The organism is Planotetraspora silvatica (assembly GCF_016863315.1).
Taxonomy (GTDB): Bacteria; Actinomycetota; Actinomycetes; order Streptosporangiales; family Streptosporangiaceae; genus Planotetraspora; species Planotetraspora silvatica.
Genome location: NZ_BOOQ01000021.1, coordinates 115,944 through 136,668 on the forward strand (window position 1 = coordinate 115,944; position 20,725 = coordinate 136,668).

Sequence of the window (20,725 nt, forward strand, 5' to 3'; positions counted from 1 at the left end):
CCGTGCAGCGCACGGTCAGCGACCCGTCCCAGGCGGTGCGGTCACCTACCGCCCTCCTCAGCCTGCAACGGACTTCGGGAAACCTCTCGGTCGCCCACCTGGTCGTCCAGCGGAACACCTACACCAGCGACAAGGTGAAGACACTCCTCACGGAAACGGCGGCCGATGACGTGCCGGGGGCGATCACTTCCGACCACGGCGCATGGCTGGGCCAGGCGAGCGACGACGAACGCATCGCACTGCTCAACGCATGCACCGGCGGTTCGTCCAAACAGGCCGAGCAGGCGATCGACCTCATCTGGCACCGCACGCAGAACTGGCGGGCCCTCGCCGCGGCCAATCCCGGCGTGTGGCAGCGCAGCGTCAAGGCACTCCCAAGCGACGGCTCCTTCTTCCGTAACCTCGAGGACGCCTTTCTCGAGGACACCGAGCAGGTGGCGCGTGGCTACCTGACGATGAACGAGCAGTACTGCGACTCCTCGCTCACCTCTATGGCGTACGACAGGAACGGAAAGCCAATCATCGGGCCGCCGACCGCCGAGCAGGCCAAGGCCAGGGAGAACCCGGTCGACCAGCAGGCCGCGAAGGACCTCGTCGTCCTGCAGGAGAAACTGTCGGAAGCCCGGAAGATCGAGCTCGGCACGCGCCCAGTGGTCACCGGGTCCGCGGAGAGCCCCTCGACGGAGTGGGTGCCCGTGTACTTCAACCCGGACGCGGCTCCGGCCGATTATTCGAAGAGCCCGTCCGCCCCGCCGTACGAGGAGCTGAAGAAGGCCTACGACTTCGGCGTGGAGGCCATAGGCGACCTTCTCTCACTGCACCCCCGCCTGTACATCCTCGTCCGCGACAAGATCGAGGACACCTCCAAGACCGCACGCGTCTCCTCCGACACGTCGGCCGGCCGCCAGGACACGCTGACCCTGATCGCGACCGAACTGGCCGCGACGATCGCCAGCATCGGGACGACTCGGCCGATGCTGGGCAAGGTCGTCGCGAAGGAGCTCACCCCGATCCACCGGCAGCTGCGCCAGGGCACGGCCACCAGCCCCGCCAGGCCCGGACGTAACTGGAGCAACGATCCCGTGTGGAAACCGGTCGCCGACATGTACGCCGAGCGCTCCGGCGATCCGCCATGGTGGGTGAAGCTCGGGCTCACCGCACTGGAGATGGGCGTGTACGTCATCGCCGGCCTCGCCACCGGAGGCATCGGTTTCGCGGCGGCCATGGCGATCAAGGGTGCCGGCGAGGCCGCACTGGCGGCGGGAAAGGCCGGCATCCTTACAGCCGCATCCCGGGCCAGCGTCAGTGACGACACCAAACTGGCTGACTCCCGCAAAGCCGAGGAAGCTCAGTCCGAGGTCAAGATGGCGCTGGCGTTCGCCGCGCTCGACGCCGTGATGATCGGCGTGGAGGTCCGGTCTCTCCTCATCGCCGGGAAGGTCGCCACCGCCGAGGGCGCGCAGGCGATCAAGGCGATCGAGATGTCCGGCGAGGTACTCACCATGGAACGCAAGCTCCTCGGACGAGTGCCGCTGGCCGAGGCCGAGGAGACCACCGCGCTGGCCCGCACCAAGGCGGACGAGGTGCGCAAACTCGCCGGGGAGGCGCGCGCCGCGGCGGCCAAGAGCGGCGGCAAGGACGCCCAACTGGAAGCCAGAGCACGCATGGCCGAGGCCGCGGCCGAGCGAGCAGACAAGGCCGCCAACCGGGTCAAGGACCTCAAGGACAAGATCGCGATCAGCGAGCAGGCCAAGTCCGCGGTGCCCAAGGAGGAGTTGGGCGAGGCGTTCTCGATCGGCCTGGAAGGTGGCGGCGAGCTGATCGTCACCAAGACCGGGAAGCTCTTCGTCTGCCAGTCCCCGTGCATGGCGCTCACCGAGCGCTACGCGGCCGTCATCTCCCGCAATCGCGAACTCACCCAGCGCGCCGTGGCCGTCAGGATGGCGGAGCAGGACGCGGAGAAGCTGCTGCCGGGGATGAAGGCGCCGTCGGCGAAGGCCGTACAGGCCCGGCTGGGTGCTCTGGCTCAGACATTCCAGCGGGACTGTGTGCTCTTCCAGCGCGCCGAGGAGATCGCCGGCTGGTTGCACACGGCCGAGAGCACCTATCCAGGGCTCAAGGGCGCTAATCTCGACGCCGCCGCGGTCGTCCGCGTCCTCAAGAAGGGGCCGGGTGTGGAGGCGGCGAAAGGGCAACTCCTCGAGGAGATCGCCGCTGTCCAGGTCAAATCGATGCTGGCGACGTCCGAGGGGAGGGCGAAGCTCGCCGGCCAGTTCGCGGGTGAGGCGCTGGAGTTCATCCCCGGCCACAGGTTGCGGGACGCGCAGGGCCGGCAACTCACCGACGGCATCATCGGGTTCTGGGAGGGGCCGAAGTTCCGGATCGTCACCGTGATCGAGTCGAAGGCGGGACGCTGGTCGGCCGAGGGGTTGCGCTACGGCAAGCAGGATCTCCAGGCGATTCTCACCGCCCGGTCGAGAGTCATCCGCAAGGCGTTCGCGCAGAATCCGGACGCGGTGCCCAACATCCGGGCGCTGTCTCTCGACGACTTCATCCAGCTGTACGACCCCGAGATCAAGGCGGCGCTGCGCAGGGTCGAGTCGGAGGACGACTGGAAGCGGGAAGCCCTGGAAGAGGTGAAGAAGCGGGCCGCGGCCGAAGTCAGAGCCGCCGGAAACGCCCGCGAGGCCGCCAGGATCCAGGGCATGGGCCTGAAGGAGTTCTCGGCGAAGTTCCCCGAGAAGGCGGCGCTGGCCGACGACCTGGTGCCGTTGCCCGAGGCCGGGCAGTTCGCCCTGGATCTCGAACGCGCCGAGCAGATCGGCGGCCAGATACTCGACGCCGGCAACCTGCCGCAGATCGCGGAGGACGGAAAACTCGGCAAGGGATGGGCCGGCGCCCAAGTGCCGTCCGGCACCTGGAAACCGACCGAGTTCGTGGGGAACCGCGGTTCCGTCCGGATGCAGGGATTCGTCCCGGCCGACGCCAACGCCGGCCAAATCGCCGCCAACATGCAGTCCACCCAGGGCCTGCAGGGAGACGTCGCCAAGAGCGGCCTGTCCACCACCGAGTTCCACGACATAGCCGACGAGATCGTCAAGCGCGGCAAGAACCAGTCGAAGTAGCACGTGACCAGCGGTGCCGGCCGCCAACAGACCTGCCCCTTGGGGCAGCGGACGAGGGACCAAAGGGTGGGCGCGCGGACGCTGTGCTCACGGCCTGGGCGTCTGATTCTGGATGCGGGACGAGATTCCGCGAACGGAGGCAAGGATGCCCACATATCTGACCCCGGGTGTGTACGTCGAGGAGGTCGAGGCGGGCTCACGACCGATCGAGGGGGTCGGTACGGCGGTCGCCGCGTTCGTCGGCTTCGCGGCTCTCGGGCCGTACAACACCGCGACCCTCGTCACGAGCTGGAGCCAGTTCACCCAGACCTTCGGGGACTTCATCCCGGGATGCAATCTCGCACACGCCGTTTATGGATATTTCCTGAACGGCGGCGGCACCTGCTACGTCGTCCGCATCGGCGGCGACGGCGCGGGGACCATGCCGGAACCGCAGGCGATGCTCGGCACCTACCGCGTCGCCGCGAAGGAGCTGAAGAACGGCACGCCCGAGATCGTCGTCGAGGTGGCGCAGCCGGCCGGGCAGGAAGAGGCGGGCGACAGGTTCAACCTGGTCGTGAAGCGCGACGGCAAGGTCGAGGAGACCTACGACGGCGTCACCGCCAAGCGCGGCAAGGACAACGTGGCGACCCAGGTGCAGAGCAAGTCCCGGCTGATCACGCTCGTGGACACCGGCACCACCGCCGCCGTGCCGTCGCCCCAGTCGGTCACCCTGCGGACGCCGCCGGCCCCCGCCGCCGTGCCGGACCACGTGTCGGCCGACGACTACGTCGGCAACGTCGCGGAGCGCACGGGCTTCGGTGGTCTGGAGGCCGTCGACGAGATCACCATGGTGGCGGTGCCCGACCTGATGGGCGCCTACGAGCGGGGGGCGATCGACCTCGAGGGAGTGAAGGTCGTCCAGGACGCGATCATCGCGCACTGCGAGCTGATGGGCGACCGCATGGCGATCCTCGACGCGCCTCCCGGCATGACGGCCCACCAGGTGAAGGAGTGGCGCACCGACCTGGCCGGATACGACAGCAAGTACGCCACGCTCTACTACCCCTGGGTCAAGATCTTCGACCCGGCGGTGAACGCCACCCGATTCCTGCCGCCCAGCGGCCACGTCGCCGGGATCTGGGCGCGCAGCGACGCCACGCGCGGTGTGCACAAGGCCCCGGCCAACGAGGTCGTGCGCGGCGCGGTCGCCCTGCAGACCCAGCTCACCAAGGGTGAGCAGGAATTGCTGAACCCGATCGGAATCAACTGCATCCGGGCGTTCTCCGGCCGCGGGATCCGGATCTGGGGCGCGCGGACGTTGTCCTCCGACCCGGCCTGGCGCTACCTCAACGTCCGGCGCCTGTTCAACTACCTGGAGGAGTCGATCCTCACCGGCACCCAGTGGGTGGTGTTCGAGCCCAACGACGACGCCCTGTGGGCCCGGATCCGGCGTTCGATCGGCGCCTTCCTGATCCTCGGCTACCAGCAGGGCTCGCTGTTCGGCCGCACGCCCGACGAGGCCTTCTACGTCAAGTGCGACGGCGAGACGAACACCGCGGAGAGCATCGAGGCGGGACAGGTCATCTGCGAGATCGGCGTCGCCCCGGTGAAGCCGGCCGAGTTCGTGGTCTTCCGGCTCGCCCAGATATCGGGCGGCGCCGGCCTCATCGGCGAATAGCACCCCGAACAGCACTCAAGGAGTTAGGTGATGGCACTCCCCGAGATGGACACCTCTGTCGGTCACTCCTTCGGCCTGGAGATCGACGGCATCGTCATCAAGCAGATCAGCGAGGTGTCCGGGCTCAAGATGGAGCAGGACGTCATCGACCTGCCGCAGAACACGGCCGACGGCAAGTTCATGCGCAAGAAGCTGCCCGGCCGTCCGAAGCCCGGAGAGGTGACGCTCTCGCGTGGTCTCACGAACGACCAGAGCTTCGAGAAATGGGCCAAGGACGCCCAGTTCGGCAAGATGAAGGACGCCAGGAAGGGCGGCGCCATCATCGTGTACGACTTCGAGGGCGTCGCCATCAAGCGGTACAAGCTGCACAACGCCTGGCCGAAGAGCCTGGAGATCGGCACCCTCAAGGCCGGCGACGCCACCGTGCTGATGGAGAAGCTCGTCATCGTGCATGAGGGGATGGAGCCCGCGTGATGCGCCGCACCGCCCCGGCCGCCATGTCACCGGCCCTGTCACCGGCCCTGTCACCGGCCCTGTCACCGGCCCTGTCCCCTGTCGCCGCGGCCGTCCCCGGTACGGGCGATCCCGGCATGGCCGCGGCCGTCACCGGTGACCACGCACAGAACGGCCGGCCGTACGGCGCGGCCGAGTCCCGGCGCGAGACCATGCGCACGGAGTTCGCGTTCGAACTGCCCCGGGGCTACGTCGACGAGTACGGCACGGTCCACCGCGACGGCGTCATGCGCCTGGCCACCGCGCGGGACGAGCTGGTCCCGCTCAGGGACGACCGGGTGCGCGAGAACCGCGCCTATCTCACGGTGGTGCTGCTCGGCCGGGTCGTCACGCGCATCGGGACCATCACCGACGTCCATCCCGGGCTGATCGAGAACTTCTTCGCCTCCGATCTGGCCTTCCTGCAGGACCTGTACCGGCGGGTGAACAGCGAGGGTCAGTCGCGGGCGGCCGTCGCCTGCCCCGAGTGCCGCCACGAGTTCACGGTCGACCTCTCGGGCAGCCGCCTGGGGGAACCATGACCGACCGGCTGTACGAGGAGATCACCTATCTCGCGTACCACCTGCACTGGCCGCTCGACGACCTCCTCGACCTGGAGCATCACGAACGCCGCCGGTTCGTCGCCGAGACCGGCCGGCTGGCCGGGTAGGCCACGATGCGGTGGCCATGGACGCGCTCCGAGCCCGGGCGACCCGGCGAGGACGGCGCACGGACCGGGACCCGGGAGGACGCCCTGGTCGAGACTCGGCCGGCTCCCGTGCATCGCGGTGAGTGGCGGTCGTTGCCCCCGCTCCAGCGAGTGGTCGGCCCGCACCCGCTGGCCAATCCGGGCGACGCGTTCTCCGGCGCGCTGACGGCCTGGCGGAACCCGTCGTCGCTGGCCCCGCTCGGCCACTACGTCGTGGACCGGACCGGCGGCCTCATCGGCTCCCTCTCCCCCGATACGGCTCCCGCCGCACGGCCGGGCACACCGGGTGACGACCACCCGCCGGTACGGCCGGCGCCCCCGGCCGGGCACGAGCCGGTGGCCATCTCCCGGTGGACGGCTCCGGCACCCTCTCCCGGCGCGCTGCCGGTCGTGAGCCGTGAGGACGGATCCTCGCTCGCGGACGCGGGGTCGCACGGCCAGATGGGGGAAGGCGTGCACGTCGACGTTTCTCATGGAAACACCCAGGCGTTCCCGGGAGAATCCTCGGGCGACACCCTCCGCCATGCTGCCAGCGCCTCCGCCGACTATCCCCCGGACCACTCCTGGGGGGCCCACGCGGACGACGCCCCACACGGCGCCGGGGGCACCCACGCCATCGGCACCTGGGACGGCTCGGCGCACGTTCACGCAGGTGACGCGGGCCTCGCGGGAAGCGGCATGCGTGCGCTCGCGGGCGACACGTCCTTGAGCACGAATGCCGCCGAGCCCGCTCCGCCGCTCTTTCACGAGACCGCCTCAGGGCAGGTCTCCGCGAAGGTGACCGGGCCGCGGAACCACCGCGAACCGCAGGCAGCGGGTCTTCCCTCTGTGCAGCCATCCGTGCAGCGCACGGCCGGACGGCGGCTCGGACTCGGCCCGCCCCTCGAAGGCGACGCGCTGGGAAACGGCCACTCTGCGGACGCGCTGGGAAACGGCCGGCCTGCGGACGCACTGGGAAACGGCCGGCCTGCGGACGCGCTGGGAGGCTCGCCGACCCGGACATCCGGCGCAGGACGGTCATCCGGCGGGACAAGCGGGTCGGACATGATTCCCACGGTCGCGCGGATGGAAGCGCCCGGCACCACCGGCCTCGCGAACTCGTCGATCCAGCCGCACACGCTCACCCGATGGGCCACCCGCGACCCGGCGGAGACGCCGTCCGGCGTGCGGGCACAGGTAGACGCGGACCCCGTCGCGTCCACGCTCGGGTGGGATCGGCTCGACCTGACCGTGTCCCCGGCCGACTCCGGTCGCACCACCACCGGCACGGAGCGAGCGGGCACCACGGCCACCCGAGGGCCCGGCGAACCCGTCCAACGGACGCCGGCGGGCACCGTCACCTCCCGAGGCCCGGATGAACCCGTTCGACGGACCGCAGCTGGAACCGATGTCCTGGGCAGCCCGGCCGGCGCCCGGCCGGATGTCGTCGCGCGAGCCGTACGGCCGGAAGTGGCGGAGACGCGCCCACTTCTGGGCCTGAGCCTCATGCCCGAGGCGCCGCAGGCCGTTTCCGGCCTGCTCTTCGACGGCGGTCCGCAGCCGTCCCCCGGCGATCCCGCCGCAGGCGCCTCCCCGGTCACGCGGCCGAGCATGAGGCAGGCGGAGCAGCCCGGGCTCCAGCGCTCCACGGACATGCGGGGGCGCACCACGCTCCGGACGGCGGCCTGGCCGGAGAGGCCCCCGGGGATCCGGACGGCCGGCTTCAGCGCACAGGCCATGCCTGCCGTCCAAGCGTTCAGCGCATACGCCATGCCTGCCGTACAGACCGCACAGACCGTGCAGGCCGTGCAGGCCGTGCAGGCCCTCGGCACTCCCGCGGACTCCTCCGGCACCGGAGCGGAGTCCGGCCACGCGGCGCCGTACGGCATGGCGGAGATGGCGGAGCGCGTCGTGATGCGGCTGGCCGCGTCGGGAATCCCGGTGGCCCGCCAGGAGGATCCGGCCGCCGACCCGCCGGCAGTCGTGGAACCACCACCGCCAGTCGCGCCGCCGGCCGAACGGGCGGGACGCGCGCCGGGGGACGCGAAGCAGGATCAGGAACTGGTGGGACGGCTGCTCGAACCGCTGCTGCGCCGCCTCCGGGCCGAGCTCTGGCTGGAACGCGAGCGCCGCGGCGACCTGTCGGAACCCGGCGGGAGGCGTTTCTGAATGACTCGAATGGGCGGGCTCGGACAGGCGACCCGGATAGGTGATCCGCATGGATGAGGACCTGATCGCGGTCTCGGTGTGCTTCGTCGTCACGATCGACGGCAAGAACATCGGGGCGTTCAACAGCTGCGAGGGCCTGGGCTGCGAGGTCATGATCGAGCAGCGTGAGGTGGGCGGCAACAACGGGATGGTGCTGCAGTTGCCGACCCGGTTGAAGTACCCGAACGTGAAGCTGACCAGGCCGATCACCAAGGCGACCGCCGACAAGATCCCCATGTGGCTGACGAGCCTGGCCAAGGGCGTGCAGCGCAAGACCGCGACCATCGAGGCGCGTACGGCCATGGGCGAGGTCATCGTCGCCTGGGGCCTCACGGGGGTGGTCCCCGTGAGATGGACCGGGCCGCAGTTCACGCTCGACTCGCCCAAGGTGGCCACCGAGACGCTGGAGCTCGCCCATCACGGGTTCACCGGACCGGGATGGGGGGGCTGAGCGATGGCCGCCACTCCCGTCACCTTCAGCGCCCCCGGCGTCACCGGCGCGGCTCCGGCCAGCGTGCAGGAGGCGTTCCTCGCGATCCACGAGCCGCCGAAGACGCCGACGGACCGCAATCCCGGCGCGCAGATCGGCACCGTGAAGTTTCAGTACAACCCGAAGGAGCTCTCGCTCACCAAGTCGGCGAGCTGGGAGCGCAAGGCGCAGAAGAAGACCGATCGCAGCGCCCGTCCGCAGTATCTGGGGTCGGACCCCTGCAAGCTGCAGCTGGAGATGTTCCTCGACGCGACCGAGAAGATGGACGACGGCGTGGTCAAGGCGGTGGAGCGGCTGTTCTCCTGCATGGTCTGCGCGGAGGGCAAGCCGACGCCGCCTTGGGTGATCTTCAACTGGGGCGGGCTGACCGGCTTCCCCGCGTTCGTCAGCAGCGTGACCGCGAAGTACACCCTGTTCACCCCCGGCGGGATGCCCGTACGCGCCCTGTGCACGATCGCCGTGGAGGAGGTGTTCGGCACCACGAAGCGGCAGAACCCCACGTCGGGCTCCCTGGCCGCCAGGGACGTGCACGTGGTGGTCGCCGGGGACACCCTGGCCGGCATGGCCTACGCCTACTACGGCGAGCCCGGCTTCTGGCGGGAGATCGCGAAGGCCAACGACATCGGGGACCCGATGCGGCTCCGGCCGGGCGCCCGGCTGCTGATCCCCGCGAGGGAGGAACTCGGTGGCGGGTGAGACGTTCTCCAGTGCCCTGCTGGTGGAGGTGGGCGGCGCCGAGCTTCCGCCGGAGATCGCGGCGCTGCTCGTCCACGGCTACGTGGAGGACAGCAGGAACCTGCTCGACACGTTCCTCCTGCGGTTCCGCGACCCGGGCCACCTGGTGGTGGAGAAGGGCGGGCTGACGGTGGGCGCGAAGGTGACGCTGAAGGCGCAGACCTCCGACCCCGGCCCGCCGGTGACGCTGATGACGGGCGAGGTGGCCGGGCTGACGCTCGACCTGGACGCGGCGGGCACGATCACCGAGGTGCGCGGCTTCGACGCGGCCCACCGGCTGATGCGCGGCCGCCGCGTCGCGGCGTACCCGAACATGACGGTCAGCGACGTGGTCCGCCAGGTCGCCAGACGGGCGAACATCCCGGTCGGGCAGATCGATCCGCTGCCCGGCGTCGGCGGGCGGCTGCACACCCAGCTCAGCCAGGACAACGTGAGCGACTGGACGTTCCTGACCCGGCTGGCCGACCGGGTCGGCGCGCAGGTGGGGGTCTCCGACGGCAAGCTCTTCTTCCGCCTGCCCGCTCCCCCGTCCGGCGCCCCGGGGCCGACGGAGAAGGCCGAGCAGAACCCGCTCGTGCTGGAGGCCGACGCGAACCTGGTCTCGCTGCGCGCCTCGGTGACCGCCGCCTCGCAGACCGCCGAGGTGGAGGTTCGCGGGTGGGACTACGAGCACAAGCAGGAGATCACGGCCACGGCCACGCCGGCGCTGAAGGAGGCGGGCGCCGATCCGGCCGAGCTCGGCCGGACGTTCGGCGCGCCCACGGTGCTGGCGGGAGTCAGCGGGCACCGGACGCAGGCCGAGGTGAAGGCCGCGGCGGACGCGCTCGCCGCCGACCTCGGCGGCACGGCCGTCGAACTGGACGGCGTGGCCAAGGGCAACCCGCGGCTGCGTGCCGGCGCAGCGGTCTCGCTGGCCGGGGTCGGCGCGCCCTTCGCGGGGAAGTACACGCTGAGCGGCACCCGCCATCTGTTCTCGCCCGACACCGGGTACACGACCGCCTTCTCGGTCTCGGGCCGCCAGGACCGTTCGCTGTACGGCCTGGCCTCGCGGGGCGCGTCCGGCGTGGCCCACGGGCTCGTCCCCGCCATCGTCAGCAACATCAAGGATCCGCTCACGATGGGCCGCGTGTGCCTCACGTTCCCATGGCTGAGCGGCGAGTTCACCAGCGGCTGGGCTCGCGTGGCCCAGCCGGGCGCGGGCAAGGACCGCGGGCTGGAGTTGCTCCCCGAGGTGGGCGACGAGGTCCTCGTCGGCTTCGAGAACGGCGACTTCGACAGCCCCTACGTCCTGGGAGGCCTGCGCAACGGGACCGACACCGCACCGAGCCTGTCGGCCGCGGTGGTCGACGACACGAGCGGCCAGGTGGCGGTGCGCGCGCTCGTGTCCCGCGCCGGCCACCGGCTGGAGTTCCTGGAAGAGCCCGGCGCCGTACGGCTCAGCACCGGCGACGAGCAGGTGACCCTGACGCTGGACGGGAAGTCGGGAGCCGTCGTGATCAAGGGGGCGAAGGGCGTGACCGTCGACGCGGGAACCGGCGCCATGGAGGTCACGGCGACCTCGGGCATCACCCTCGACGCGGGCACAGGGCCGCTGGAGCTCAAGGGGAGCCGGGTCACCGTCAGCGGCCAGGCCGACGTGACGGTCACCGGCGCGATCATCAAACTCAACTGACCGAACTCAACCGACCGAACTCAACCGACCACGGGAGACGCGAGATGCCGGCCGCCGCACGTGTGGGAGACCTGACCGGGCACCCGGGAACGATCAGCGGGCCCGGCGTGCCGACCGTGCTGATCGGCGGGATGCCCGCCGCCACCGTGGGCACGATGCACACCTGCGCCTTCCCCGCGGTCCCCCCGGCGCCCCCGCATCCGCCGACGCCGCTGGCCGGGCCCGGCTGCCCCACCGTGCTGATCGGCGGGATGCCCGCCGCCGTCCAGGGCGACATGACGGGGTGCGGCGCGCCCGTCGTCATGGGCTGCCCCACCGTGCTGATCGGAGGCTGACCGTGACGTCCGACTTCATCGGCGCGGGCTGGACCTTCCCCGTCCGCACTGACGCGACCGGCTCGATCGCCCTGGTCCGGGGGGAACGGGAGATCGCGGAGAGCATCCGGCTCATCCTCGGCACCTCGCCGGGCGAACGGCCGATGCGGCCCGAGTTCGGCTGTGCCATCCACGACCTGGTCTTCGCGCCCGCCGACGCCCGCACGGCGGGCAGACTCGCCGCGGAGGTGCGTCTCGCGCTCGAACGGTGGGAGCCGCGCATCGACCTCGACGACGTCCTCGTCCACTTCGACCAGGTGGACGAGGGGATCCTGCTCCTCGACATCAGGTACGCGCTGCGCGGTGACAACGATCCCCGCAACCTCGTGTTCCCGTTCTACGTGATCCCCGACGACGCGGCCCCCACCGGTGACGAGGGAGAGATCTGAATGACCCTGCCCGTGCCCGACCTCGACGACCGGCGGTTCCAGGACCTGGTGGACGAGGCCAAGCGCCTGGTCCAGCAGCGTTGCCCCGAGTGGACCGACCACAACGTCTCCGATCCGGGCGTGACGCTGATCGAGACGTTCGCGTTCATGGTCGACCAGCTTCTCTACCGGCTCAACCAGGTGACCGACCTGCACTACCTGCGCTATCTGGAGCTGATCGGCGTGCGCCTGTTCCCGCCGACGGCGGCGCGCACCCAGGTCACCTACTGGCTGTCCGCCGCGCAGCGGCAGCCGGTGGTGATCCGGTCGGGCGCGCAGATCGCGGCCGAGCGCAAGGAGGGGGACGAACCGGTCGTCTTCACCACCGAGGACGAGCTGGCCATGCCGCCGTCCGCGCTGGTCCGCGTGGTGACTCAGAACGGGGGCGGCGAGCCGGTCGACCGGGGAGACGACCTCGCCACCGGCCAGGGATTCGCGTGCTTCTCCGAGGCGCCGGCCGCCGGTGACCTGCTGTATTTCGGCCTGTCCGTGGCGGTCCCCCGCTGCGCCGTGCTGCTGCGCGTGGAGTGCGAGCTCACCGGCGCGGGGGTGGACCCGCGCGATCCGCCGCTCGTGTGGGAGGCGTACACGGGCGCCGGCTGGACGGCCTGCGAGATGGACCGGGACACCACCGGAGGGTTGAACCGGCCCGGTGACGTGGTCCTGCACGTGCCCGAGGGTCACGTCACGTCGGTGGTCGGCCAGCACGCGGCCGGCTGGCTGCGCTGCGTCGTGTCCCAGCCCGCCGAGGGCCAGCCCTTCTACACCTCCTCGCCCCGGCTGCACGCCGCGGCCGCCTCCACCATCGGGGGCACCGTGGCGGCCGTGCACTCCGACTTCGTGTACGACGAGGTGCTGGGCACGAGTGAGGGGATCCCCGGCCAGCGGTTCGGCACCCAGCACGCCCCGATCATCAGCTCGGACAAGCCTCTGGTGGTGCTGGTGGTGGGCCACGGAGGCTTCCAGGAGTGGTGGGAGGTCGCCTCGTTCGCCGAGTCCGGGCCGGGAGACCGGCACATCCGGGTCGACAGGGCGGAGGGGACGATCGAGTTCGGGCCCGCCGTGAGGGAGGCCGACGGGTCGCTGCGGCAGCACGGCGCGGTCCCGCCCAAACGAGGCGTCGTCCGCATCCCCGTCTACCGGACGGGCGGCGGACGGCGGGGCAACGTCGCCCGCAACGCGCTCGTCGTCCAGCGCGACGCCGTGCCGTACGTCGCCTCGGTGACCAACCGCAGGCCCGCCACGGGCGGCGTGGACGCGGAGTCCGTCAGGGACGCGGCGGTGCGCGGGCCGTTGCTGCTGCGCACCCGGGACCGCGCGGTGACCACCGGGGACTACGAGCAGCTCGCGAGGGAGGCGGCGCCCGACCTCGCGCGGGTGCGGTGCGTCCCCGTGGGCGCGGACGAGCGCGGGGTCGCCGCGGGCGTGCGCGTGCTTCTCGTGCCCGCCGTGCCCGACCCGGTCGAGGTGGCCTTCCGCGACCTCCGGGTCCCCGCCCCGCTGCGGGACCGGGTGACCGCCTACCTCGACGAACGCCGCTGCGTCGGCGCCAGGGTCGTCGTCGAGCCGCCGTTCTACCAGGGCATCACGGTCGTGGCCCGGCTCAGGGCGGCACGGGACGCCTCACGCGACGGCGCCCGCGACCGTGCCCTGCTGGCGCTGCGGACCTATCTCAACCCGCTGGTCGGCGGGCCGGACGGCAGGGGCTGGCCGTTCGGCAGGGCCGTACAGACCGGGGAGGTCTTCGCGGTGCTGCAGCGGGTGGCGGGCGTCGAGCTCGTCGAGGAGGTCCTGCTGTTCAAGGCCGACCCGGTGACCGGGGAACGCACGACGCAGGCCCAGGTCATCGACCTCACGCCGAACGCGCTGGTCTTCTCCTACGGCCACCAGATCAAGGTGGAGGTCTAGATGCGCGGCGGCCTGAGCGGGCTCGGCACCGCGTTCCCCATCGGTGAGGCGCTCCCCTCCCTCTACGCCGAGGACGGGTACACCCAGCGACTCACCGAGGCGCTCGACGAGGTGCTCGCGCCCGTGTTCACCACGCTCGACTGCCTGGACAGCTACCTGAGTCCCGAGCTCGCCCCCGAGGACCTGCTGGAATGGCTGGCCGGGTGGGTGGCGCTGAGCCTGGACGAGCACTGGACGGTACGGCAGCGCCGCGCGATGATCGCCCGGGCGGTGACCGACTCGCGCGCCCGCGGCACGCTGCACGGGCTGCGCGACCAGTTGCGGCTGCTCACCGGCACGGACCTGGAGGTCGTCGACACCGGCGGATGCGTCTGGTCGGACGAGCCGGGCGCCCCACTTCCCGGCTCCGTGGCCAACCAGGTGCTGATCAAGGCGCCCGGGCTGGATCCCGACCGGGTGCGCGCCCTGGCCGAGCGCATGCTGCCCGCCCACGTCCGCGTCGTCGTCGACGGCGGTACGGCTCCCGCGGACGCCTGACCGGTGCGCGTCCGCGCAGCGGCTGGGATGTCTAGCCGGTCCAGGCCGGGCCGCTCGTCCCCTCCGCGGAGACGAGCACCCCCGATTCGGTCGGCGTCAGCCCTGGCTACCAGGCGAGCTCGCCCGTCGTCTCCTGGAAGGTGCCGGTGGGGCCGTCCTTGCCGATGGACGCGAGGCGCACGATGACCTCGGCGCTCTCCTGAACCGGACGCCCACCACCCCCGAAGGGGGCAGTGAGGTCGGTGGCGGTGTAGCCGGGCTCGACCGCGTTGAACTTGATATCCGGCAGCGCCTTGGCGTACTGGACCGTGAGCATCGAGACGGCCGCCTTGGTCGCCCCGTACACGACGAAGGCGTTGTGCGACTCCTGGCGCTCCGGGTTGGTGACCGCCCAGAATGAGCCGAGGCCGCTGGAGATGTTCACCACGACCGGGTTTTCGGACTTGCGCAGCAACGGCAGCGCGGCCTGGGTGACGCGGACGACGCCGACGGCGTTGGTGTCGAACTCCACGAGCGCGGTCGCGCCGGTGAGCCCGTCGACGCCGACGAGGCCGTCCCCGATGCCGGCGTTGTTGACGAGGACGTCGAGACGGCCGTCGCGTTCCTCGATCACCCGCATGGCGGCCTCCACCGACGCGTCGTCGGTGACATCGATCCGCAGGAAGCGGGCGCCGAGTTCGGCCGCGGCCGCCTCTCCTCGCGCGATGCTGCGCGCCCCGATGTAGACGGTGTGGCCCGCCGCGATGAGTCGGCGGGCGGTCTCGAAGCCCAGCCCCTTGTTCGCCCCGGTGATCAGTGTTGTTGTCATGCCCCCAGGTTTCGGTGCGGCGGCGTGATCAGCCAGTCGTCCCGCCTTCCTGGGACTTCCGGTACCAGGCAGGTCGGCGGCCGACCGGGCACACTGGTGGACATGAGGGCGACGGAATTCGGACAGGCGGTGCGCCGCTGGCGCGACCGGGTCTTGCCTGAGACGGCCGGCCTGCCCGCCGGCGGACAGCGGCGCGCGGCAGGGCTGCGCCGCGAGGAGCTGGCTCTGCTGGCCGGGATCTCCGTCGACTATGTCACCCGCCTCGAACAGAGCCGGGCGACCAACCCGTCGGCTCAGGTCGTGGAGGCCCTGGCCCGGGCGCTGCGCCTGTCGGGAGACGAGCGCGCGTACCTGTTCCGGCTGGCCGGGCTCGTGCCGCCCGGACCCGAAACAGTGCCGGCGTACATCACCCCGAGCGTCCAGCGGATGCTGGACAGACTGGCCGGCATTCCCGTCGGGATCTACGACGCGTCCTGGACGCTGCTCATGGCCAACCCGCCGTACGCGGCGCTGATGGGCGATCCGTCCGGGTGGCGCGGCCACGAACGCAACGCCGTGTGGCGCAACTTCCTCGGCCCGGGCAGCCGGGTCCGTTACGCACCGCACGAGCAGCGCGCCTTCGAGGCCGCGGTGGTCGCCGACCTGCGCGTGACCGCCAGCCGGTATCCCGCCGACCAGCAACTGCGGCGCCTGGTCGCACAGTTGCGCACGAACAGTGAGCGGTTCGCCGAGCTGTGGGACGCGGGCGTCGTCGGCGAGCAGCAGGCCGCACGCAAGACCATCGAGCACCCGCAGGTGGGCCCTCTGACGCTGGACAGTGACGTGCTCAGCGTCGCAGGCAGCGACCTGCGGATCATGATCTACACGGCCGAACCCGGCACCCAGGACGCGGAGCGCCTGGCACTCCTGTCCGTAGTGGGGACACAGTCACTCGTCGGATGAGCCCCCGGCCGCGTCCTTACGTGGTCGTGGCGGGATTCGGGTCGATGAACGCCGAGCCGTCCTTCGACGATGAGGAGACCCTCGTCGAGGTCCTCACCGACGCGTGGACGTCGATCCTCTACGGCCGGCGCGACCCCGCGCAGTTGTCGGAGGCCCGGCCTACTGTGGGCAGCGACACAGGATCCGCGACGAGAGATAGAAGATCCTCATGACGACCCTGCTCGATCGGCCGAACACCGCGCTGCTCGTCATCGACGTCCAGAACGGCGTGATGGCCAACGCCCATGATCGCGACGGCGTGATCGCGAACGTCAACACCCTGGTCGGCAAGGCTCGCGCGGAGGACGTGCCCGTGGTCTGGGTGCAGCACTCCGACGACCAGCTCAAACGGGACAGTGAGAGCTGGCAGTACGTGCCGGAGCTGGTCCGCCGTGATTCGGAGCCTCTCGTCCACAAGACCTACGGCGACTCGTTCGAGGGCACCGACCTGGAGGCGCTGCTCGCCGAGCGCGGGGTGGGCCGGCTCGTCGTCGCGGGCGCCCAGACCGACGCGTGCATCCGCTCGACTCTCCACGGAGCCTTCGTTCGCGGGTACGACGTGACGCTGGTCGGCGACGCGCACTCGACCGAGGACCTCAGCGCGTACGGCGCACCGCCCCCGGACCAGGTGATCGCGCACACCAATCTCTACTGGCAGTGGCAGAGCGCACCCGGGCGCCGAGGGGGGACCGTCGACACGGCGGAGGTCACCTTCGCGGCGGGCGGCGCGGGCTGAACCCGGGCGGCCGCGAGTGCCGCGGGCGCCCCAGGTGAGAGGCCGGTGCGCCCGCAATCCACTCGATCCACTCGAGAAGAACGACGTCTCGGCGTGGACGGATCACGAGTCGGGGCCGGCTTCGGCGATCAGCGCGGTGCCGACGGAGCGGAAGCCGAGCCGTTCGTAGATCCTGGCGACGTCCGCGTCACCCGCGGAGAGGAACACCGTGGTGACCCCTCGCGAGTGGGCGTCGGCGGCCAGAGCGGCGGTGACCGCGGATGCCAGGCCCCGGCGGCGCGCGGAGGGCAGGGTGCCGACACCGACGATCTCACTGACCTCCCCGACCGGTTGATGCCTACCCGAGCACAGCGCGACGCCGTCGGCCGTCGTCGACGCGGCGACGACGGTCAACCCGGCACGCATGCGCTTCCTTACGGCCTCCACCGGCTCGTCGCCGCTCTCGGCGACCTTCGCCGCCAGTTCGGCGACACCGGCCCGGCCGACGCCCGTGCCGGGGTCGGCGAACGCCAGGTGCACCAGCGCCAGCGCGGAGGGCAGAGCCGGATCGTCCACGTCGAGCACCCGCGCCCCGCCGTTCGCGGCCGCCGGCCCGCCAGGGCCGAGAACCATCAGCGGGTGCTCATGCACCTCGAGCCCCGATGCCTCCACCGCCGCCCGTAGGCCGGGCGTGGTCTCGGCGACCCATTCGAAACTCTCCGGGATCCCCAGCTGCCGCTGACGTTCCCGAATGCGGAGCACATCGTCGAGACCGGCCGCGCCGGTCCGGCCACGGGTCGGGCGAGCGTAATACGGGAATCCTTCGCCTTCGCGTACGAACAGGGTCAGGGGCCCGAACTCCTCCGCCCGCGCCGCAGATCGGGGAACCGCGTCGTAGTAACACTCGAGCCGGTCCAACAGGTCCCGATGATCAAGATCCTCCACAGTCACGGGGAGCACTCAACCAGACGCGATGCGCCGCGACCACTCGGTTTCTCGTCGAGGCGCCGCTCAGGCGGCTCGCGACCCAGGCTGACGATCGTCCTGATCGCGCTCCCGGACGCAGGCGGGGTGCGGCCGGCTCAGCCGGCGAAGAACGCCGTCAGCGCCGGGGCGATGGCGGCGGGGTCGACGTTGTGCGGCTGGCCGTCCAGGGTGTGGCGTCGCGCGCCCGGCAGCGTGGCGGCGACGGCTTCGGCGGCGACGGTCAGCCAGGGGGTGGTGCCACCGTCGATGACCACGGTGGGGACGGTGACCGTCGCGATCCGGTCGGCGGGCAGGGAGAAGTCACCGGTGATGGCGGCGTCGTAGACGAGGGTGTGCGCGATGCCCTCCATGGCCTGCCGGCCGGGCATGGCGCGCATGGGCGCGACGAACTCCGCGGGAATGCCGACGGCGGCGATGAAGAACAGGTCGAGCATGTCGCCCCTGCGGTCCTCGTCCAGAAGGCGGGCGAGCTGGTCCGCGTAGTCGGCGGGGACGGCCGGGCGGCTTCCGGGGAGGATGTACGGGGGCTCCCAGACGGCGAGCCTGGTGATGGACAGACCGCGCGCCGCGGCTTCCAGGGCGATGATGCCGCCGCCGGACGTGCCGTAGACCAGCGCCGATCCGCCGGCTTCGGTGATGAGCGCCTGAATGTCCTCATACTCGCGGTCGACGGCGTACGGCGTGGTGTCGCCGCTGTCCCCGCGGCCGCGGCGGTCGTAGTTGTACACGGTGAAGTGCTCGGACAGCAGGTCGGCCAGAGCCGCGTTGGCCGAGCGGTCGGTCGGGCCCCCGCCGATCAGAATGAGCGCGGGCCCGTGACCGAGCCGGTCGAACGCGATCGAGGTGCCGTCCGCCGAGATGACCTTGTTCATGATTTCTCTCCTGGTCCTCACGCCCGCCTCGCGGCCGGGCTCGTTGTGCCTTCGACCACGCCTCGATCGGCGAACGGCCGTTTCGACACTCCGGACCGATTTTTTTCGAGAGATTCCGCGATGAACTTCTGACGGGCTCCCCGTCCCCCCGATGATGCGGGTCAGATCTCCTGGGCCGCGAACAGTTCCAGGTGTGCGCACCGCGGGCATCGGTAGGCGTCGACCTGCCAGCGCTGCCGGCCTATTCTCTTGGCTCCGCCGAACGGGCCTCGTTCGAGGGCGCCCGCGATCCATCGCAGGTATCCCTGCGAGCTCTGACCGGCATCCTCGACGAAGCCCGGTTCCAGACCGACCTCACCACATTGCGTGCACTTGAAGTCATTCATCTTGGGGAGCCTAATCGCCTGCCGCGCCGCGGTCACCGGCCATCAGGGCGCACTCGCGATCACCTCGTGGAGCTTGGCGGCGAAGCTCTCGGGCAGCGCGCCGAAGCCCCCGTGGTCGCCCGGGAACGCCACGGGCCGCGTCCCCAGCCGTTCGGCCACCGCGGCCGCGGCCCGGTTGGGCGGCTCGCCCTCCGACGCCTCGCCCGCCGCGGCCACCACCCGCACCGGCGACGTCTGGAGAGTTTCCAGGTCGGGGACGTACCTGGAGAACGGCGGCACCTCGTAGCCGATGAAGAACTCCATGTTCCGCCCCAGACGCGCCATCATCTCCAGCGTCTCCGGGTCCGGCTCCCCCAGCGGGGCCTCCTCGCCGCCGGGGATCCGGCGCTCCTCGCCGGAGGACTCCTCCGCCGGCTCGCCTCCGCTCATCCGCAGACCGTCGGCGAGTGCCTGATTGGCGGCTGCGGCGCCCTCCTTGAGGAAGGCGTCCTCCACCTCCTGCACGACGGCACGCCAGTGGTCGCGGTCGGGCAGCAGATCGAACAGGGGCGGCTCATGGGCGACCAGCAGGCGCACCTGCGCTGGATGGCGGACGGCCAGTTCCAGGCCGATCATCGCGCCTGAGCTGTTGCCGAACACGTACGCGGGCGCGTCCGCCGTGACGCCCACGGCCTTCAGGACGCGGTGCGCGTCGTCGCCGTGGACCTCGATGCTCTGGTGCTCGGGCGGCCCGTCCAGCGGGCTGCGCGAGTTGCCGCGCCGGTCGTACGTCACCACCGTGTACCGGTCGGCCAGGCGATCGGCGAGGCCGGCGTAGCCGGCGGCGTCGTAGACCCCGCCGCAGATCAGCAGCAGGACCGGGCCGGAGCCCCGTACCTCGTAGTAGAGGGTCGCGCCTGGAACTCTCAGCATGTCCGTCTTCGTGGCTGCCATGGCCGTTGCTCTCTCCTGTTGTGGGGTTTCACAGGGAAGTCGGAGCGGCCGGCCGCATCTCTACATCGGGCCGGAATCTTTTTTCGCCGCATTCGGCGTGACGATCCCGCCGCCGGCCGGAGCCTGTGTGAATGCCCGCCTATCGCGCGCCGAGGAAGGCGAGCACCCTCCTGGTCAGGAGCGCGGTCGCGTCCGCGTCGTACGACGGCAGCGAGTTGTCGGCGAACAGGTGCCGGTCGCCGGGGTAGAGGAACAACTCCGCGTCGGCGGCCTCGCCGACGAGCTCGCGGGCCGCGTCGATGTCGCCGTCTCCGACGAAGATCGGGTCGCCGTCCATCGCGTGCACCTGAACCGGCACGCCGGCCGGCCAGGCGGGGCCGAACTCCGACACCGGGATGCAGGATTCGAACAGAAGCGCACCACGCGCACCGGCACGGGTCTGCGCCAGCTTCTGCGCCGGGACCACTCCGAGCGAGAAGCCGGCGTACACCAGGTCGGCGGGCAGCCCCTCGACCGCCCGGAGGCCGCGCTCGAGCACCTCGCCGAAGCCGATCTTCCCGGCGTTGGCCATTCCCTCCTCGAAGACGGTGAAGGTGCGGCCGTCGTACAGGTCGGGCGTGTGCACGGTGTGCCCGGCGCGGCGCAACTCGCCGGCGAAGGCGACGACGCCGGAGGTCAGCCCCAGCGCGTGATGGAAGAGCACCACGTCAGCCATCCCCGTACTCC

General features: G+C 71.1%; 22 protein-coding genes. 16 read left to right on the forward strand and 6 right to left on the reverse strand.

All coding sequences use genetic code 11. The features are described from left to right. The first annotated feature begins 2 nt into the window (after positions 1-2). The 13 genes from Psi02_RS16355 to Psi02_RS16410 all read left to right on the forward strand — a co-directional run bounded on the left by Psi02_RS16355 (position 3) and on the right by Psi02_RS16410 (position 14,317). On the forward strand, positions 3-3,125 hold the full coding sequence (locus Psi02_RS16355) for a hypothetical protein (RefSeq protein ID WP_203974968.1): 3,123 nt from the start codon (positions 3-5) through the stop codon (positions 3,123-3,125). 145 nt (positions 3,126-3,270) lie between these two features. Beyond that, entirely contained in the window at positions 3,271-4,785 is a 1,515-nt protein-coding gene (locus Psi02_RS16360) for a phage tail sheath family protein (protein WP_203974970.1), read from the forward strand. 30 nt (positions 4,786-4,815) lie between these two features. Further along, on the forward strand, positions 4,816-5,259 hold the full coding sequence (locus Psi02_RS16365) for a phage tail protein (protein WP_203974972.1): 444 nt from the start codon (positions 4,816-4,818) through the stop codon (positions 5,257-5,259). Continuing rightward, complete coding sequence (locus Psi02_RS16370; RefSeq protein WP_203974974.1) at positions 5,259-5,819, forward strand: hypothetical protein; 561 nt, start codon at positions 5,259-5,261, stop codon at positions 5,817-5,819. The genes Psi02_RS16365 and Psi02_RS16370 overlap by 1 nt, the downstream gene beginning before the upstream one ends. Beyond that, positions 5,816-5,947, forward strand: coding sequence for a DUF6760 family protein (locus Psi02_RS40715; RefSeq protein ID WP_275409551.1), 132 nt, complete (start codon positions 5,816-5,818; stop codon positions 5,945-5,947). The genes Psi02_RS16370 and Psi02_RS40715 overlap by 4 nt, the downstream gene beginning before the upstream one ends. A 6-nt stretch (positions 5,948-5,953) precedes the next feature. Then, entirely contained in the window at positions 5,954-8,134 is a 2,181-nt protein-coding gene (locus Psi02_RS16375) for a hypothetical protein (RefSeq protein WP_203974975.1), read from the forward strand. Positions 8,135-8,183: 49 nt separating this feature from the next. Beyond that, complete coding sequence (locus Psi02_RS16380) at positions 8,184-8,624, forward strand: phage tail protein (RefSeq protein WP_203952222.1); 441 nt, start codon at positions 8,184-8,186, stop codon at positions 8,622-8,624. A gap of 3 nt (positions 8,625-8,627) precedes the next feature. Beyond that, entirely contained in the window at positions 8,628-9,359 is a 732-nt protein-coding gene (locus Psi02_RS16385; protein ID WP_203974978.1) for a CIS tube protein, read from the forward strand. Beyond that, the gene (locus Psi02_RS16390) at positions 9,349-11,070 is read left to right on the forward strand and encodes a VgrG-related protein (RefSeq protein ID WP_203974980.1); all 1,722 of its coding nucleotides are present in this window, start codon (positions 9,349-9,351) and stop codon (positions 11,068-11,070) included. The genes Psi02_RS16385 and Psi02_RS16390 overlap by 11 nt, the downstream gene beginning before the upstream one ends. 44 nt (positions 11,071-11,114) lie before the next feature. Next, complete coding sequence (locus Psi02_RS16395) at positions 11,115-11,405, forward strand: PAAR domain-containing protein (protein ID WP_203974982.1); 291 nt, start codon at positions 11,115-11,117, stop codon at positions 11,403-11,405. A 2-nt stretch (positions 11,406-11,407) separates the two neighbouring features. After that, positions 11,408-11,833 (forward strand): GPW/gp25 family protein, encoded by a 426-nt coding sequence (locus tag Psi02_RS16400; RefSeq protein WP_203952226.1) that lies wholly within the window; start codon positions 11,408-11,410, stop codon positions 11,831-11,833. Then, entirely contained in the window at positions 11,834-13,780 is a 1,947-nt protein-coding gene (locus tag Psi02_RS16405) for a putative baseplate assembly protein (RefSeq protein ID WP_203974984.1), read from the forward strand. Then, the gene (locus Psi02_RS16410) at positions 13,781-14,317 is read left to right on the forward strand and encodes a phage tail protein (RefSeq protein WP_203952228.1); all 537 of its coding nucleotides are present in this window, start codon (positions 13,781-13,783) and stop codon (positions 14,315-14,317) included. 106 nt (positions 14,318-14,423) lie between these two features. Here the strand turns inward: Psi02_RS16410 and Psi02_RS16415 are convergent, their stop codons facing one another. Then, on the reverse strand, positions 14,424-15,125 hold the full coding sequence (locus tag Psi02_RS16415) for an SDR family NAD(P)-dependent oxidoreductase (RefSeq protein ID WP_203974986.1): 702 nt from the start codon (positions 15,123-15,125) through the stop codon (positions 14,424-14,426). 102 nt (positions 15,126-15,227) lie between these two features. Here Psi02_RS16415 and Psi02_RS16420 point away from each other — a divergent pair, with 102 nt between their 5' ends. Genes Psi02_RS16420 through Psi02_RS16430 form a run of 3 tightly spaced genes read left to right on the forward strand, consistent with a single transcriptional unit; the run spans position 15,228 to position 16,842 of the window. Further along, on the forward strand, positions 15,228-16,067 hold the full coding sequence (locus tag Psi02_RS16420) for a helix-turn-helix transcriptional regulator (protein WP_203974988.1): 840 nt from the start codon (positions 15,228-15,230) through the stop codon (positions 16,065-16,067). After that, on the forward strand, positions 16,064-16,279 hold the full coding sequence (locus tag Psi02_RS16425) for a hypothetical protein (protein ID WP_203974990.1): 216 nt from the start codon (positions 16,064-16,066) through the stop codon (positions 16,277-16,279). The genes Psi02_RS16420 and Psi02_RS16425 overlap by 4 nt, the downstream gene beginning before the upstream one ends. Next, positions 16,276-16,842, forward strand: coding sequence for a cysteine hydrolase family protein (locus Psi02_RS16430; protein WP_203974992.1), 567 nt, complete (start codon positions 16,276-16,278; stop codon positions 16,840-16,842). Before Psi02_RS16425 ends, Psi02_RS16430 begins: the two co-directional genes overlap by 4 nt. Positions 16,843-16,944: 102 nt before the next feature. On the opposite strand, the gene Psi02_RS16435 is transcribed toward Psi02_RS16430, so the two are convergent. The 5 genes from Psi02_RS16435 to Psi02_RS16455 all read right to left on the reverse strand — a co-directional run bounded on the left by Psi02_RS16435 (position 16,945) and on the right by Psi02_RS16455 (position 20,714). Continuing rightward, complete coding sequence (locus Psi02_RS16435) at positions 16,945-17,772, reverse strand: GNAT family N-acetyltransferase (RefSeq protein WP_203974994.1); 828 nt, start codon at positions 17,770-17,772, stop codon at positions 16,945-16,947. Between the two features lie 131 nt (positions 17,773-17,903). After that, a complete protein-coding gene (locus Psi02_RS16440) occupies positions 17,904-18,680 on the reverse strand; it encodes an alpha/beta fold hydrolase (protein ID WP_203974996.1) in 777 nt (258 codons plus the stop codon). Between the two features lie 161 nt (positions 18,681-18,841). Next, on the reverse strand, positions 18,842-19,066 hold the full coding sequence (locus Psi02_RS16445) for a hypothetical protein (RefSeq protein WP_203974998.1): 225 nt from the start codon (positions 19,064-19,066) through the stop codon (positions 18,842-18,844). Positions 19,067-19,108: 42 nt separating this feature from the next. Further along, positions 19,109-19,999, reverse strand: a complete 891-nt coding sequence (locus Psi02_RS16450; RefSeq protein WP_203975000.1) for an alpha/beta fold hydrolase — start codon at positions 19,997-19,999, stop codon at positions 19,109-19,111. A gap of 139 nt (positions 20,000-20,138) precedes the next feature. Continuing rightward, entirely contained in the window at positions 20,139-20,714 is a 576-nt protein-coding gene (locus Psi02_RS16455) for a dienelactone hydrolase family protein (protein ID WP_203975002.1), read from the reverse strand. Positions 20,715-20,725: the final 11 nt, after the last annotated feature.

Bases quoted from the DNA above. Each gene is read 5' to 3' on its own strand.
- Psi02_RS16370 (WP_203974974.1), top strand. From the start codon at position 5,259: ATGCGCCGCACCGCCCCGGCCGCCATGTCACCGGCCCTGTCACCGGCC.
- Psi02_RS16375 (WP_203974975.1), top strand. From the start codon at position 5,954: ATGCGGTGGCCATGGACGCGCTCCGAGCCCGGGCGACCCGGCGAGGAC.
- Psi02_RS16395 (WP_203974982.1), top strand. From the start codon at position 11,115: ATGCCGGCCGCCGCACGTGTGGGAGACCTGACCGGGCACCCGGGAACG.
- Psi02_RS16455 (WP_203975002.1), bottom strand. From the start codon at position 20,714: ATGGCTGACGTGGTGCTCTTCCATCACGCGCTGGGGCTGACCTCCGGC.
- Psi02_RS16415 (WP_203974986.1), bottom strand. From the start codon at position 15,125: ATGACAACAACACTGATCACCGGGGCGAACAAGGGGCTGGGCTTCGAG.
- Psi02_RS16430 (WP_203974992.1), top strand. From the start codon at position 16,276: ATGACGACCCTGCTCGATCGGCCGAACACCGCGCTGCTCGTCATCGAC.
- Psi02_RS16360 (WP_203974970.1), top strand. From the start codon at position 3,271: ATGCCCACATATCTGACCCCGGGTGTGTACGTCGAGGAGGTCGAGGCG.
- Psi02_RS16385 (WP_203974978.1), top strand. From the start codon at position 8,628: ATGGCCGCCACTCCCGTCACCTTCAGCGCCCCCGGCGTCACCGGCGCG.
- Psi02_RS16425 (WP_203974990.1), top strand. From the start codon at position 16,064: ATGAGCCCCCGGCCGCGTCCTTACGTGGTCGTGGCGGGATTCGGGTCG.
- Psi02_RS16405 (WP_203974984.1), top strand. From the start codon at position 11,834: ATGACCCTGCCCGTGCCCGACCTCGACGACCGGCGGTTCCAGGACCTG.
- Psi02_RS16450 (WP_203975000.1), bottom strand. From the start codon at position 19,999: ATGGCAGCCACGAAGACGGACATGCTGAGAGTTCCAGGCGCGACCCTC.
- Psi02_RS16410 (WP_203952228.1), top strand. From the start codon at position 13,781: ATGCGCGGCGGCCTGAGCGGGCTCGGCACCGCGTTCCCCATCGGTGAG.
- Psi02_RS16365 (WP_203974972.1), top strand. From the start codon at position 4,816: ATGGCACTCCCCGAGATGGACACCTCTGTCGGTCACTCCTTCGGCCTG.
- Psi02_RS16445 (WP_203974998.1), bottom strand. From the start codon at position 19,066: ATGAATGACTTCAAGTGCACGCAATGTGGTGAGGTCGGTCTGGAACCG.
- Psi02_RS16380 (WP_203952222.1), top strand. From the start codon at position 8,184: ATGGATGAGGACCTGATCGCGGTCTCGGTGTGCTTCGTCGTCACGATC.
- Psi02_RS16440 (WP_203974996.1), bottom strand. From the start codon at position 18,680: ATGAACAAGGTCATCTCGGCGGACGGCACCTCGATCGCGTTCGACCGG.
- Psi02_RS40715 (WP_275409551.1), top strand. From the start codon at position 5,816: ATGACCGACCGGCTGTACGAGGAGATCACCTATCTCGCGTACCACCTG.
- Psi02_RS16420 (WP_203974988.1), top strand. From the start codon at position 15,228: ATGAGGGCGACGGAATTCGGACAGGCGGTGCGCCGCTGGCGCGACCGG.